Origin of the sequence: Loktanella salsilacus, from assembly GCF_024206795.1 — a bacterium.
GTDB lineage: Bacteria > Pseudomonadota > Alphaproteobacteria > Rhodobacterales > Rhodobacteraceae > Loktanella > Loktanella salsilacus.
On record NZ_CP072994.1, the window covers coordinates 909,993 to 924,221 of the forward strand.

The 14,229-nt window shown below is 59.4% G+C and carries 16 protein-coding genes and 2 tRNA genes; 15 read left to right on the forward strand and 3 right to left on the reverse strand.

The window, feature by feature from the left end:
• Nucleotides 1–31: 31 nt before the first annotated feature.
• The gene (locus KBW81_RS04580; RefSeq protein ID WP_090188231.1) at nucleotides 32–505 is read left to right on the forward strand and encodes a tRNA (cytidine(34)-2'-O)-methyltransferase; all 474 of its coding nucleotides are present in this window, start codon (nucleotides 32–34) and stop codon (nucleotides 503–505) included.
• A 201-nt stretch (nucleotides 506–706) separates the two neighbouring features.
• Nucleotides 707–1,627, forward strand: a complete 921-nt coding sequence (locus tag KBW81_RS04585; RefSeq protein ID WP_254248503.1) for an MBL fold metallo-hydrolase — start codon at nucleotides 707–709, stop codon at nucleotides 1,625–1,627.
• A gap of 536 nt (nucleotides 1,628–2,163) precedes the next feature.
• Here KBW81_RS04585 and KBW81_RS04590 read toward each other — a convergent pair.
• Nucleotides 2,164–3,231 carry an IS630 family transposase gene (locus KBW81_RS04590; protein WP_254247130.1) on the reverse strand — a complete coding sequence of 356 codons (1,068 nt, stop codon included), beginning with the start codon at nucleotides 3,229–3,231 and terminating at the stop codon, nucleotides 2,164–2,166.
• 146 nt (nucleotides 3,232–3,377) lie between these two features.
• Here KBW81_RS04590 and KBW81_RS04595 point away from each other — a divergent pair, with 146 nt between their 5' ends.
• Nucleotides 3,378–5,645 (forward strand): choice-of-anchor F family protein, encoded by a 2,268-nt coding sequence (locus KBW81_RS04595; RefSeq protein ID WP_254248504.1) that lies wholly within the window; start codon nucleotides 3,378–3,380, stop codon nucleotides 5,643–5,645.
• A 461-nt stretch (nucleotides 5,646–6,106) separates the two neighbouring features.
• Here the strand turns inward: KBW81_RS04595 and KBW81_RS04600 are convergent.
• Nucleotides 6,107–6,181 (reverse strand) — tRNA-Thr (locus KBW81_RS04600).
• A gap of 85 nt (nucleotides 6,182–6,266) precedes the next feature.
• Here KBW81_RS04600 and KBW81_RS04605 point away from each other — a divergent pair.
• From KBW81_RS04605 to KBW81_RS04660, 12 genes are all read left to right on the forward strand, one after another.
• Nucleotides 6,267–6,422, forward strand: a complete 156-nt coding sequence (locus tag KBW81_RS04605; RefSeq protein ID WP_175499394.1) for a hypothetical protein — start codon at nucleotides 6,267–6,269, stop codon at nucleotides 6,420–6,422.
• A gap of 75 nt (nucleotides 6,423–6,497) precedes the next feature.
• The gene (murA, locus tag KBW81_RS04610) at nucleotides 6,498–7,766 is read left to right on the forward strand and encodes a UDP-N-acetylglucosamine 1-carboxyvinyltransferase (protein ID WP_254248505.1); all 1,269 of its coding nucleotides are present in this window, start codon (nucleotides 6,498–6,500) and stop codon (nucleotides 7,764–7,766) included.
• Nucleotides 7,763–8,239 carry a DUF2948 family protein gene (locus KBW81_RS04615; protein WP_254248506.1) on the forward strand — a complete coding sequence of 159 codons (477 nt, stop codon included), beginning with the start codon at nucleotides 7,763–7,765 and terminating at the stop codon, nucleotides 8,237–8,239. Before murA ends, KBW81_RS04615 begins: the two co-directional genes overlap by 4 nt.
• Nucleotides 8,240–8,325: 86 nt before the next feature.
• A complete protein-coding gene (gene hisD / locus KBW81_RS04620; RefSeq protein ID WP_254248507.1) occupies nucleotides 8,326–9,630 on the forward strand; it encodes a histidinol dehydrogenase in 1,305 nt (434 codons plus the stop codon).
• Nucleotides 9,627–10,106 carry a UPF0262 family protein gene (locus tag KBW81_RS04625; RefSeq protein ID WP_090191089.1) on the forward strand — a complete coding sequence of 160 codons (480 nt, stop codon included), beginning with the start codon at nucleotides 9,627–9,629 and terminating at the stop codon, nucleotides 10,104–10,106. The genes hisD and KBW81_RS04625 overlap by 4 nt, the downstream gene beginning before the upstream one ends.
• A 73-nt stretch (nucleotides 10,107–10,179) precedes the next feature.
• Nucleotides 10,180–10,575: an arsenate-mycothiol transferase ArsC gene (locus KBW81_RS04630; protein ID WP_245754274.1), complete on the forward strand. Its 396-nt coding sequence runs from the start codon at nucleotides 10,180–10,182 to the stop codon at nucleotides 10,573–10,575.
• Between the two features lie 9 nt (nucleotides 10,576–10,584).
• On the forward strand, nucleotides 10,585–11,013 hold the full coding sequence (locus tag KBW81_RS04635; RefSeq protein WP_254248508.1) for a YqaA family protein: 429 nt from the start codon (nucleotides 10,585–10,587) through the stop codon (nucleotides 11,011–11,013).
• Between the two features lie 172 nt (nucleotides 11,014–11,185).
• Entirely contained in the window at nucleotides 11,186–11,404 is a 219-nt protein-coding gene (gene infA / locus KBW81_RS04640; RefSeq protein ID WP_056038395.1) for a translation initiation factor IF-1, read from the forward strand.
• A gap of 99 nt (nucleotides 11,405–11,503) precedes the next feature.
• Complete coding sequence (locus KBW81_RS04645) at nucleotides 11,504–12,082, forward strand: Maf family protein (protein ID WP_090191118.1); 579 nt, start codon at nucleotides 11,504–11,506, stop codon at nucleotides 12,080–12,082.
• The gene (locus tag KBW81_RS04650) at nucleotides 12,079–13,110 is read left to right on the forward strand and encodes a ribonuclease E/G (protein WP_090191084.1); all 1,032 of its coding nucleotides are present in this window, start codon (nucleotides 12,079–12,081) and stop codon (nucleotides 13,108–13,110) included. Before KBW81_RS04645 ends, KBW81_RS04650 begins: the two co-directional genes overlap by 4 nt.
• Complete coding sequence (locus KBW81_RS04655; RefSeq protein WP_090191082.1) at nucleotides 13,107–13,280, forward strand: DNA gyrase inhibitor YacG; 174 nt, start codon at nucleotides 13,107–13,109, stop codon at nucleotides 13,278–13,280. Before KBW81_RS04650 ends, KBW81_RS04655 begins: the two co-directional genes overlap by 4 nt.
• A gap of 77 nt (nucleotides 13,281–13,357) precedes the next feature.
• Nucleotides 13,358–13,432 (forward strand) — tRNA-Phe (locus KBW81_RS04660).
• Nucleotides 13,433–13,545: 113 nt separating this feature from the next.
• Here the strand turns inward: KBW81_RS04660 and KBW81_RS04665 are convergent.
• On the reverse strand, nucleotides 13,546–14,151 hold the full coding sequence (locus tag KBW81_RS04665) for a hypothetical protein (RefSeq protein ID WP_254248509.1): 606 nt from the start codon (nucleotides 14,149–14,151) through the stop codon (nucleotides 13,546–13,548).
• Nucleotides 14,152–14,229 lie beyond the last annotated feature (78 nt).

A 14,229-nucleotide genomic window follows, 5' to 3' on the forward strand; every position in this document is an offset into this window, starting at 1 on the left:
GCGCGCCCATGACCCAGAGAGCCTATCCCCTATGTCTAATCCGAGCATGAAAGTGGTTTTGGTCACGCCCGAAATTCCGTTCAACACAGGTGCAATTGGACGGACCTGCGTCGCGCTGGACCTAGAGCTGATCTTGATCAAGCCGTACGGATTTTCATTGGATGAAAAATCAGTACGCCGCGCCGGAACGGATTATTGGAAGCATGTTCACCTAAGTGAATATGAGAGCTGGCAAAGCTTTCTGGACGCACGCAAACCACCGCGGGATGGCCTGTATTTCTTCGAGGAACACGGCGCGCAAAGCGTCTTTGATCCGGTGTATCAACCTGATGCCTATCTTGTCTTTGGTTGTGAATCTGCCGGGCTTCCGGCTACAATCCTGAATGACATGGACGACCGTGTCTTTAGCTTGCCGATGCGCAATCCCCTTGTCCGATCGCTGAACCTAGCAAACGTGGCGACAGCTGTCGTTTATCAAGCAATGCGCACCCAACTGGGCGGTTGAGTGTAAGGTAGTTCATCCGCGACTTGTAAGTTGCGCGCGGCCGCAAAGCCCTGCTGCGCGCCGGGTGCAAGATAAGATGATTGGGTAACGCCAAAGGTTCGCAGATACCGCATCAGGTTTTGCCGGATCAGGAATCAGGCCTACGTTAAGGGTCGTGTTCTGAGCGTATTCAGATTTTTCAAGCTGCGAAGGACAAGATAGATGACTGAAGTGAGCAAGCTGAAACAACCTGTCGTGCGACACTCGGCCTCGACCGGGGCAGGCAGTCCAGATGTCTGGGGCATTTACGAACCGGGCACGGGGTCGATCCAGTATATTTGCGCCGATCCAACGACCAAAAAGGCGGCGCTGATCGATGTGGTCTGGAACTTTGATCCTGCCAGTTTCGCCACAAGCACCGAAAGTATCGATCAGGTGCTGGACCTTGTGCGCGACAACGGACTTGTCGTTGACCGTGTGCTCGACACCCACCCGCACGCCGATCACGTCATGGCGTCCACTTTGTTAAAGGCCCGTACTGGCGCGCCGAATGCCATTGGCGAAAAGGTGCGCGATATCGCAAAGCTTTGGCGCGATATCTACAACACACCGGACGCCTTTGATCCTGATGCGGATTTCGATGATCTGTTCGCCGACGGGGACAGTTTTGCCCTAGGCGATCTGACGGTGCGGGTGATGCTGTCGCCGGGGCATACGCTTGGGTCGATCACCTATGTGTGCGGCAATGCGGCCTTTGTTCACGATACCTTTATGCAGCCGGACAGCGGCACGGCGCGTGCCGATTTCCCCGGCGGCAGTGCCACCGATCTGTGGGAATCGTTGCAAGCAATCCTCGCGCTGCCGGACGACACCCGGCTGTTCGTCGGTCACGATTACGGGGCGACCGGGCGGGACGCGCCAGAATGGGAAGCGACCGTGGCGGACCACAAGGCGCACAATATCCATGTCAGCGACGGCACCGAAAAGGCCGCCTATATCAAAACCCGCATGGACCGGGACGCGACGCTGTCCCTGCCGCAACGCATGCTGGCCGCCTTGCAGATCAACCTGCGCGCTGGGCAACTGCCCGTGGCAGAGGATGACGGGGCCGCTTACCTGAAAATCCCCGTCGACAAGTTCTGATCTTGGCGGACTGCAGGCGGCCGCGGGTAAGTGCCGCCTGATCCGTCGACACCGCGCACGCTTTGCGCATCAGCTTGTGCGGGCGGCCAAGCGGTAAGCCCGACACAGCTTCGGTGGGTGGATGAAGTTCGAGAGCCGCGGTTCGGCTGAATACGTGATCAGGGACCCTCTGCGCGCTCGAATCGGACGTCATACGGTCGTCGCTCGCCCAAGACAAAGGATACGCTGCGCGCTTTCCGAGCGGGGCAGGCGCGGGCGCAAGATCAGATTTCAGGGTTCCGCCAACAGCTGTCAGACCGCGCGCCTATCTTGCGCGTCAGCGGGTTAATTTAGCAAAATTGTGCGCAAGCAGTCCCTAACTATCTGAGAGTCCGTGTGAAACCTGCGGCTGCCGGGCATTTCTGTGCGGTTGAATAGCCGTAAAGCAACTGCCTGCGTCATTCGGGGGTGGGGTGATACATTTTTGCCACGCCCATTGCGGATCTTGATCCAGATCAAATCCGGTTCTTTCAGGAAACCATACCGTTATACCGCCACTACTTCAAAACCCGAAAGTTTTCGTAGGTTATGACGCGGAAGTTGTCTGAGACCTTGTCGCGGAACTTCGTCCATTCCTGCGGGATGGTTTCACGCATGAATGCAAGGATGGCGTCGGCGAACTGCTTTTGACTTGGGTAGTAGCGATTGTGGGTAACGTATTGATGCAAGACGGCCCAAAGCCGCTCAATGGGATTGAGATGAGGGCAGTAAGGCGGCAGCTGGATCAGATGGATACGGCAAGCTGCCCTGGCGAGGAAGGCTCTGACATCGGGCCCTTTGTGGTAGGCCGCGTTGTCCCAGATGACATGAATGATGCGCTTGTCAGGGTTGCGCACTTCGATCTTGGTCAGAAGCTGTGCTGCACTGACGCCATCAACGGTTGTGGGCTCGACAAAGGGTGCATCGAAGGTTTCAAGGTTCACAGCCCCATGAATATTCACACGACCGCGCCCTGCCGTGCTGAGAACCGCTGGATTTGATCCTACCTTCACCCAGCCAAACGCAGGCTTGGTCTGGTATTCCGGATGCACCGCATCGGCGAAGTAGACGGCTTCATCCGCTGGTAACTCACGCATCAGGCGGTCGTAGAATGCGATGAAAGCGGCCTGTTTTTCCACGGATGCCACGCGCGGCAGGGGCTTGGGCTTGCGGTATTCAAAGCCCAGTCGGGCCAGAAGTTTAATGCAGCCAGAATGGGAATAGTTCAGACCGCACTCAGCTGCGACATGGGCCCTGATCTCGACCGTCGAGCGACAGAAGCGTGCTTCCAGCCAGGCGCATAAAGCAACCTCCTGTGCCTGTGTCATACGGGACTGACCGCCTTTCCAGCCGTCGTAGGCAAGCGCATCCCAACCATCTTGCAGGTAGGTTTTATGCCAGCCCCGGATGGTATCGTCGTCTAAGTAGAGAAACTTTGCGATCCGAGCACAGCTTTCCCCGTCGTCGAGCAGCAGGATCGCATTTGCCCGGCGGGCAATGCCGTGGTCCTCGCGCTGGCAACGCACGCAAGCCTCAAGCTCGAGGCGGTCTGCTGAGGAAAGAAAGCCGGGGCGGATCATAGGCATAGCTGAATCGTTCCAAACCCAGCCGTCAAGTCACCAAATTCGGCTTCCGCAGGACTCGGAGTATAATACAAATTCATATTTGTGAATTTTGCGCGATCACAGGCCCGTGCGGTCTTGCGCGTTTGGGAGCACTGAAGGGGAAACAAATGAAAGTTATAAACTACAAGCTGGGCACAGTCGCACCTGCTGCGATATTGGCGCTGACGTGTAGCGCGTCATGGGCGGACACATTCGATACGAATCCCCTGATCGGTACATCTGGCGATGGTCTGATCTTTTCTGATCCAGCAGAGGGCGTGTTGGAACCGGGCCTTAAAGCTGTCACCTTTACCCAGACCAGAATTCCTGACGGTTCGGGCGGTTTTACCTACGTTGATCCGTTCGAAACTGTCGTCACTGACTTTTCCACGCTAGACTCGCGCGGTGCTGTGCCGAACTGCCTGATGGCGAACAACCCAGACATTTATTGCGATTCCGAAGGCGGTAGCGGCAAGCGTATCAAGACGCAGTTGACCGGCCGCAATCCATTCGACATCACGCTGCGCACAACCGCCAGCGCGGACCACCCGTCTGTCGATTACTTCACATTTGGCAAGGTCTCGAACTTTACCGGTGCGCGTATGACCGGTTTCTCTTTGGAATTGCTGGATGCTGACGGAAACCCCATGGGTCAGCTTGACCCGTCGAACGCCGTTCTTTTCAACCTTGATGCAGCAGACATTGGCCTCGGTGCCAGACTGCCTGACGGCTTGTTCGGCGCTGGCGGGCAAGAAGGCGAAGTCGGTTTCTTTTCTGACGGCCGCGCATCGCTCGCCTTGACGGCATCCGACGACGTCCTGACATTTGGCGCGCTGAGCAACGAAGACTACGTGGCGAATTTCGGCACTGGCTTCATCGACAACACAATGACCCCGGACGGCCTGTTCTGGGATGACAACAACGATCCCGCAGACGAGGCGGCCTTGGTCGCGTGGAATAACATCGCCGGCGGTGGGTGGACCTATGGCACGTTGGGCACCGATGCCGATATCGACGCGCGGCTGGCCGAACTTGCATCCACGCTTGGTGTCGATGTCGCGGCGTTGGGATATGTCGACGGGCAACTTGTGCCGAGCGAAATCGTCGCCCTTGCCGAAGCGAACGGGCTGTTCGAAGTCGCCGAGGTCGAAGACCTGCGCAACGCCAACCTGAACTACACAATGACGGTCGGCACAGTGGATGGCGGCGAAGTCACCCTGCGCATCGTTCCGGTCTTCGCGCCCATCGTGTCGGGCGCACAGGACGACTATCAGTTCCAACTGGCCGGCTACTTTGATGCGGCGGCAAATCTGCCCTACTGGGACCTTGGCAACGCAGCAGAATATCAGGCGGCCATCGCGGATATTATGGCATTGCCCCAAAGCGAGCGGGCGACAGCCCTGAACAGCGTCGGCTTTAGCTATGCGCCAGCCTTTTCCAGCCTTGGGCTAGAAGCGGCACGCAATCAGGTTTCGACGATCACCTCGTCCATGCCGTGGGGCCACCATAGCGGCGAGGTTGACGCCGTTTCCAGCAAGGGCAACGCGAATTCGTGGTCGATGCACGACGGCCTTTATGGCTTTGCCGCCGTGGGCGGATCGCAATCCTCGTTTTCGCCAACGACAGGATCGGTCGGTTACGACATTGGCCTCGTATCGGTCACGGCCGGTATCGAGAAACACATCAAGGGTGCCCATGCTTCAGTGGGTCTTGCTGTCGGGGCGGCATCTGGCTCTGCTGACGCTTACCAAGGACTTGGCGAAATCGACACCGACGGCTTTTCGCTGACGGCATTTACCCGCGCAAAGTTTGGTCAGGGCGGTCTGGTTCAGGCGTTGGTTGGCTATCAGAACCTTTCCTATGACTCGTCGCGGTATGTGATGGGCCAAACGGCAACTGGCAGCACAGACGGCTCTCAGACCTTCGCGGCGCTGAAGCTTGACTATATGAAAGACATGGGCGCGTTCAAACTAGGTCCAATCGCGTCGCTGGAATACTATAGCGGTTCAGTCGATGCATTTACGGAAACCGGTGCTGGCCTTTGGAATTTGGACGTCGCAGAGCAATCAGCTGATACGCTCCTTGCTTCGGTGGGTGTGCGCGGTGAATACCAAATGCCAAACACAGCGACCGACAGCCGCATGACGGGAAGCTTGGAATACACCAAGGCATCCGGCGATGACATGGTGGTGCAAAGCGGCTTTGTCGGCTTGCCGGGTCGATCCTTTACCGTCGCGGGTATGGATGACGACATGGTAAATGTCAGCTTTGGCTTTGAAAGTGTCCTGTCGTCGAACGCATCCAGAAAGGTCGCATTCCAAGGCGGCTACCGCGGGTCCTTTGGTAGCGAATATGACAGTCAGCAAGTGCAGGTTGGATTGAACATCCGCTTCTAATCTTCGACTTTGACTGACACGACATGGAAGCGGCACCCGAACTGGGTGCCGCTTTTTTTGACTGATCCACGCTAGGTTTCCTGAAACAAATTACGTCGCTTAATGCGAATTAAATGAAGGCAGCGGTGACACGTCCAGCCGTGATAAGCCTCGGGCCTGCTTTCCTCATTCTTCTGCCAAAGCTATTGCCGCATCCGTCGATCCTAATAGCTGTGCGATGCGATCTGCTGAACCGTCAGGGGATACGGCCTGGAGCTGTCGCCGCCCAATGGTGCGCGCAGTTCGGTTCTATTGTCGAGGTAAGGCTTTAAATCCTAAGGATGACGAGTCGTTCAAAAGAACCGGCCATCACGTTCCGTAAAGTATCGAAATCTGCCCGCTATCATGCAGCGTTTTGTAACCCCGAAAAGGGACAATGCGCCTGTAGCGTAAGGGTACTATTTATTATCAAGGGGTTCAGATGGTGCTGTGAGAGAGGATTGAACTCTCGACCTCACCCTTACCAAGGGTGTGCTCTGCCACTGAGCTACCACAGCATCCGTGAGCGGGGAATTAGCGGACGTTTGCGCGGGGTGCAAGCCCTCTCTGGACCAAAAATTGCACAGCAGGTAGAAGAATTGCATGACAGACAAATCCACACCCGATACCGCCGCGCCGCGCGCCAAGCCTGCTGCCAAGGGCAAGACCCGCGAAGACAGGCTGAAGGCCGCGCTAAAGGCGAACATGGCAAAGCGCAAAGCGCAGGCCAAGGCGCGCAGCGCTGATACCGCCGACTAAGACTTGCGCGACTGGACCTCGCGGACGGGTCGCTGTAACACGGCAGCCAACGCCGGCAGCAGGAAGGTCAGGTCCATGGATTCAATCGTCGTCAAGGGTGGCCGCCCGCTTCAAGGTCAGATTTCTATCGCAGGGGCCAAGAACGCCGCGCTGGCGTTGATGCCCGCGACTTTGTTGTCAGAAGAGCCGCTGACGCTGACCAATGCGCCGCGCCTGTCGGACATCAAGACGATGACCGCTTTGCTGCAGTCGCTGGGGGTCGAAGTGACCTCTATGCAGGACGGCAAGGTGCAGGTGCTGTCGAGCCACGACATGACATCCACGACGGCTGACTATGAAATCGTGCGCAAGATGCGGGCGTCTAACCTTGTGCTGGGCCCGCTGCTGGCGCGGCATCATCAGGCGATTGTGTCGCTGCCGGGCGGCTGCGCCATTGGTGCGCGGCCGATGGATATTCACGTCACAGCGCTGGAAGCGATGGGCGCGCAGATTGAACTGCGCGACGGCTATTTGCACGCGAAAGCGCCCGGCGGGCTTAAGGGCGCGCGGGTGCCGTTGCGCTTTGCCTCTGTCGGCGCGACCGAGAATATTCTGATGGCCGCGACTTTGGCCAAAGGCACGACCATTCTGGAAAACGCCGCGCGCGAGCCGGAAATCGTCGATCTGGCCCGCTGCCTGCGCAGCATGGGCGCGCAGATCGAAGGCGAGGGGACCTCTACCATCACGATCCAAGGCGTGGACCGTCTGGGCGCGGCGACGCACCCCGTTGTCACAGACCGGATCGAGCTGGGCACCTACATGCTGGCCCCTGTGTTTTGCGGCGGCGAAGTCGAATGCCTTGGCGGGCGCATGGATCTGGTTGAATCTTTTGCCGAACGGCTGGATGCGGCAGGTGTCGATGTGACCGAGACGCCGAACGGCCTGAAGGTAAAGCGCCGCGGCGACCGGCCGCGTGCGGTTGACGTCGTGACTGAACCGTTCCCCGGCTTTCCGACGGATTTGCAGGCGCAGATGATGGCGATGCTGTGCTTGGCCGAAGGCACATCGGTGCTGGAAGAAAAGATTTTCGAGAATCGCTTTATGCATGCACCAGAACTGGTGCGTATGGGCGCGAATATCGAAGTGCACGGCGGCCATGCTACCGTGCACGGCGTTGAAAAGCTGAAAGGTGCCCCCGTTATGGCGACCGATCTGCGGGCCAGCGTGTCGCTGATCCTTGCTGGTCTGGCCGCCGAGGGTGAAACGATTGTGAACCGCGTCTATCACCTTGATCGCGGCTATGAGCATGTCGAGGAAAAGCTTGGCGGCGTTGGGGCCCAGATCGAACGGGTCACAGGCGTATGACCGAAGATGCACGCTTTGAAGACGGGGTCGACAAACCGCTCGCCCTGATGGCGCGGGACGCCGAGGATTTGCAGGTTATCTCTGCCCTGGCGCAGGATGCGGTGTTTCCCGCGTCCGAAATGCGCTGGACCCCGGCAGACCGCCGCTTTGCGATACTGCTGAACCGGTTTCGCTGGGAAGACGCGGCCAAGGCGCATGGCCGCCGCGATTTCGAGCGGGTGCAGAGCGTTCTGCTGATCGAGGACGTCATGGGCGTGCGGTCCCAAGGTGTGCCAAAGGGCGACGCGGATACGATCCTGTCGCTGCTGGCGCTAGAGTTTCGCCCCGGCCCGGATGGCACTGGAGAGATCGTGATGACGCTTGCCGGCGACGGCGTGATTTCCTGCGCGGTCGAGGCGCTGGAAGTCGTGCTGCGCGACGTGACGCGGCCCTATATTGCGCCGTCGCGCAAGGCCCCGCGACATCCGGACTGATTGCCTGATCGCGATCACGAGCTATATGCCTCCGGCGGGAGTTTTCCTGGCCAGATGAAGGCCTAATCCACCAAGGATGCCGAGATATGCCACAGTTTTTGGATGCGCAAAGCGCAGATTTCGAAGCGCAGTTTCAAGGGCTGCTAAGCGCGAAGCGTGAGGACAGCCCCGATGTCGATGACGCCGTCGCTGCGATCATTGCGGATGTGCGGGGCAGGGGTGATCAGGCGCTGATTGATCTGACGGCCAAGTTCGATCGTTTGACGCTGACGGCGGACAAACTGCGGATTTCTGCGGCAGAGGTTGATGCCGCCTGCGCCGAGGTCAGCGCAGAGGACCGCGCGGCGCTGGAATTGGCGGCGGATCGCATTCGCGCCTATCACGCGCGGCAGATGCCGGAAGATCAAAGCTGGATTGATGATGCGGGCGCGAGCCTTGGCTGGCGCTGGACACCTGTGTCTGCGGCTGGACTATATGTGCCGGGCGGGCTGGCAAGCTATCCATCGTCCGTGTTGATGAACGCGATCCCGGCGAAGGTGGCCGGCGTGGGGCGGCTTGCGATGGTTGTGCCGACGCCGGACGGCGTGCTGAACCCGTTGGTTTTGTTGGCGGCGCGGATTGCGGGTGTGGACGAGATTTACCGCGTTGGCGGCGCACAAGCGATTGCGGCGCTGGCTTATGGAACAGACACCATCGCGCCGGTGGACAAGATCACAGGGCCGGGAAATGCTTATGTCGCGGCGGCCAAGCGGCGGGTGTTCGGCAAGGTCGGCATCGACATGATTGCGGGTCCGTCGGAAATCCTTGTGATTGCTGATGCGGACAACGATCCCGATTGGATCGCGCTCGATCTGCTCAGCCAAGCCGAACATGATGAAAGCGCCCAGTCGATCCTGATCACCACCGATGCTGGCTTTGGCCAAGCGGTCGCGGCGGCAGTGGACAAGCGTTTAGAAACGCTGGAGCGGCGCAAGATTGCCGGGGCCAGCTGGCGCGACTTTGGCGCGATTATCACCGTGCCCGATCTGGCCACCGCTGTTGCGCTGTCCGACCGGATCGCGCCAGAGCACCTAGAGCTTTGCGTGGCAGAGGCTGAGGCGCTGAGTACACAGATCGCCCATGCCGGTGCCATTTTCATCGGAAGCTGGACGCCAGAGGCGATTGGTGACTACATTGGCGGACCAAATCACGTATTGCCGACTGCCCGGTCGGCGCGCTTTTCAAGTGGGTTGTCGGTTATGGACTTTATCAAACGCACCACTTTGGCCCGGATGACGCCCGAGGCGCTGGCCGCCATCGGCCCCGCTGCGGCGCGTCTGGCGCAGTCCGAAAGCCTAGAGGCGCACGGGCTATCCGTGCAGGCCCGCCTTGACCGATTGAACCGCACATGAGCCGCATCGTTGATATTTCGCTGGATGACAGCGGCCTGCCGCCGCCCAGCCCAGAGATCGAGCAAGAGCGCCGGGTCGCGATCTTTGATCTACTTGAAGACAACACGTTTACCTTGCCCGCCCGCGAAGGGCGTGATGTGCCGCCCGGCCCTTACCGGCTAGAGCTGTCAATCCGCGAACGCCGTCTGGTGTTCGACATCACCGACGCAGAATTGGGCGAGGCGGGGGAATTTCATCTGTCGCTTGGCCCGTTTCGGCAGGTGGTGAAGGATTACTTTCAGATCTGTGAAAGCTATTTCGACGCGGTGAAAACCATGCCGCCCAGCCAGATCGAGACGATCGATATGGCCCGCCGGGGCATCCACAACGAGGGTGCGCGGGTGTTGCAGGAACGGCTTGAGGGCAAGGCCGAAGTGGATATCGACACGGCGCGCCGTTTGTTTACCCTGATCTGTGTGCTTCATTTTGGCGGATGACAGCGGACATAAGGCGGCAGGTTTGCCGCAGTCTGTCTTGTTTTGCTGCGACCATAATGCCGTCCGTTCGCCCATGGCCGAAGGCATCATGAAAAAGCTATACGGCACGCGGGCTTACATCCAATCCGTCGGCGTGAATAACGACATGGAGATCGACGGCTTTGCGGTTTCTGTCTGCGCTGAAATCGGCGTGGCGCTGGAACGACACCGGTCCCGCAGCTTTGACGAGATGGAGCAATGGGGCGACGATCTGTCGTCCTTTGATCTGGTGTTGGCCTTATCGCCCGCCAGCCAGCGCCGCGCGCTGGATTTGACGCAGTTCTATCATTTGGACGTTGAATATTGGCCCATTCTGGACCCCACGGGAATGGTCGACCAGCGCGAGGAGCGCCTTGCGCTGTATCGCCAGACCCGCGATCAGATCATCGCGCGTCTGACCGACCGCTTTGGCCCGCCGCCTGCTGACTAACGCGCTGATATGATTTCATATCTTGGTCTGTGGCTTGCCGCGTTTCTGGCGGCAACGCTGCTTCCTGCGCAGTCAGAGGCTGTCTTGGCCGCCCTGTTGGTGGCGGGGGACCATCCAGCCGCCGCGCTGATCGCTGTCGCGACTTTCGGCAATGTTTTAGGATCGTTGGTGAATTGGGTGCTGGGGCGGTCGTTGCTGCGCTGGCAAAATGCGCGCTGGTTCCCAGTGAATGACCGCCAGCTTGACCGCGCGCAGGGCTGGTATCGGCGCTATGGCCGCTGGTCGCTGCTGGGCAGCTGGTTGCCCATCGTCGGCGACCCGTTGACGCTGGTCGCGGGCGTTATGAAAGAGCCGTTTATTCCGTTCTTGCTGCTGGTGACATGCGCCAAGGGCCTACGCTATATCATATTGGCGGGGTTGGTTCTGGCGTGGATATGACAGCGGGACACCCCGATTGGTCCCCTTAGAACCCGTTTTGCCTTGGGTTTTTTGCAAAGCCCGCCGGATATGGGGGGCAGGGGCTGACATTTGCCCTTGAAAATCTTGGGAATGAGGCGCATTTACACGCCGCAGCCGCCTTTGCGCGGCAACATTTTAGACAGGAGACCACATGGCCAAGGATGAACTTCTCGAATTTCCGGGCGTCGTGAAGGAACTGCTGCCGAATGCGACATTCCGGGTCGAGTTGGAAAACGGCCATGAAATTATCGCGCATACGGCTGGCAAGATGCGGAAGAACCGCATCCGTGTCCTCGCGGGCGACAAGGTGCAGGTCGAAATGACCCCCTACGATCTGACCAAGGGTCGGATCAACTATCGTTTCAAATAAACAAGGGCGCGGTGTCGCGCCTTTGCGGGCCTGCGGTTTGCTTGGCAAACCGCGACCGACACCCTGCGCATGCACCGGGGTGCTAATATGACTGACAAAATGCAACTGATCCTCGGTTCCGGCTCTCCACGCCGGCTCGAGCTGCTTGCGCAGATCGGCGTTGTGCCTGACGCCGTATCGCCACCTGACATTAACGAAGATGTGGCCAAAGGCGAATTACCCCGCGATTACGTCAAACGCATCGCCGCCCAGAAAAGCGCGGCTATTATCGCGGGCCCGGACGAGATCGTTTTGGTCGCTGATACCACCGTTGCACTTGGGCGCCGCATCATGGGCAAACCCGTGGACGCGGCCGAGGCGCGTGCCTTTCTGTCGCTGCTATCGGGTCGCCGTCACAAGGTCATTACCGCCGTTGTCGTCAAACGCGGCGACAAGACCTGGGCGCGCGACGTGCAGACCACGGTCATGATGAAGCGTTTGTCGCAACCTGAAATCGACAGCTACATTGCCAGTGATGACTGGCGCGGCAAGGCGGGTGGCTATGCCATCCAAGGGCCTGCCGGTGCCTTTATCCCATGGATCAACGGTAGCTTTACCGGTGTCGTCGGCTTGCCGCTGGCGGAAACCGCAACCCTTTTGGCCAGCGCTGGCTATCCCATTTACGGAGTCCCCGCATGAAGGGCCGCACGATTATCCTCGACGATCTGAACGGAATCGAAGCCGCAGCCTTGTTGGTCGATGGCCAGCTGGACGACCTGCTGGTTGATGCCGTTGACGCGCCGCGCCCCGGCGCGATTTATCGCGGCATTTGCGATCGTCCGCTCAAGGGGCAGGGCGGCATGATGCTGCGCCTGCCAGAGGGCGGCACAGCCTTTTTGCGCAGCGCCAAGGGCCTGCGCCCAGGTCAGCCCATGCTGGTACAGGTCACGGGCTACGCCGAGGACGGCAAGGCCGTGCCTGTCACCGACCGCGTGCTGTTCAAAAGCCGCTATGCCATTGTGACGCCCGGCAAACCCGGTCTGAACATCAGCCGCCAGATTACCGACGACGACCAGCGCGACGCGCTGCTTGGCATCGCCAATGCGGCGTTCGAGGCGGACGGAGAGACGGGCCTGATTCTGCGCTCCTCTTGCGCCTTTGCATCAGAGGACGACATCACCGAAGATATCATCGCGATGCAGGACCTTGCCGCCGCCATCATGGCAGAAGCAGAAGGCACCGAGCCTGAGGCCCTGACCGAAGGCGACGGCCCGCATGCGCTGGCGTGGCGCGAGTGGGTCATCCCCGCAGAGGTCGTGACCGAGCCGGGCGGGTTCGAGAGCCTTGGCGTGCTGGACCAGATTGACGATATCTTGCGTCCAAAAATCACGCTGGCAGAAGGCACCATGTACGTCGAAGCCACCCGCGCGCTGGTGGCCGTCGATGTGAACACAGGCGGCGACACCTCGCCTGCTGCGGCGCTCAAGGTGAACCTTGCGGCTGCCCGTGTGCTGCCCCGTGCGCTGCGTCTGCGCGGCTTTGGCGGGCAGATCGCCGTCGATTTCGCGCCCATGTCCAAGGCGCACCGCAAACAGGTCGAACAATCCTTGCGCGCGGCCTTTCGCGCTGACGCGGTCGAGACGTCGTTGGTCGGATGGACCACGATGGGTCTGTTCGAGCTGCAGCGCAAACGCGAGCGTCTGCCGTGGAAAGGTTTGCCTGCATGAGCTGCCCGATCTGCGAGCGTGCAACCGACCCACAATACCGCCCATTCTGCTCAAAGCGCTGCGCTGACGTTGATCTAGCCAAGTGGCTGACCGGCTCTTACGCCATTCCTGCGGCCCCAGAAGAGCAAGCCGACGACGAAGATTTTCAAGGCCTCGAAAAACCTCACTGATTTCGTGAAAAAGGCTCTGGACACCCCCGCGTGGCTGACCTAGAACGCCGCTACCCGATGGCCTTGGCCATCCCGGTGCCCGGGTAGCTCAGGGGTAGAGCAGTGGATTGAAAATCCTCGTGTCGGTGGTTCGATTCCGCCCCTGGGCACCATTTATTACCAAATACTTGAATAATATCAGGTATTTGGGCTGACTGGTCAGTTTCCAATCCCCCTCTGTGTCCCCTTTGCGCTGCGCGGTGGTTTGCCGTTTTTGCGGGTTTGTTTATTTGAATCGGTGCAGCCATTCCATGATGCCGCCCAGCGCCTGCGCCTCTAGCTGGCGATATTCTTGCTCAAGCCGATGATACGTTGCGCGGTGCATGTGCTTCGGTCTGCCCCAGCCAGATCCATTCAGAATACCTTGCGGCCATTGCAGGCGGTCGCGCAGCTTGTCGGCCCGCCGCGCTGTCCGGTCATGGCGGCTTTCATTCTCCGATGGATAGGCAAGGCGGTGACAATGCCGACACGCGAACACAGCGCCGCCATAGAGTGTTGCAACGCGCCGTCCGCAGCCTTGCGCTGGGCATATGAACCAAGCGCGTGTGCCGCCTAGATTGCAGGGTGTGCGGTGGATGTGGACGGGGTATTTCATATCCCGCCATTCGTCGCCGTTCGATCTGGCCTTGTAGGACAGCACAACGTGCCCCGCCGCTGCCGTCACATTGATAGCACCCGTCTTGCGCCCAGCGCGTGACCACGTGAAAGCGCAGGTGCCGCCGCTGGATAACCAGCCAGCCTTTGACAGCTTGCCGATGGGCAAGGCGCGCATGTCGTCAACCGTGTCGCGGGTGCCCCACCTCGTGTGTGTGCCGCTGCCGATACCGCCCATTTATTCGCCCCTATTTTATCCAAATCCATTGGGAAGTTTTGATTTATCCTGGAGCGCTGGGCCGGATATGACAGCACC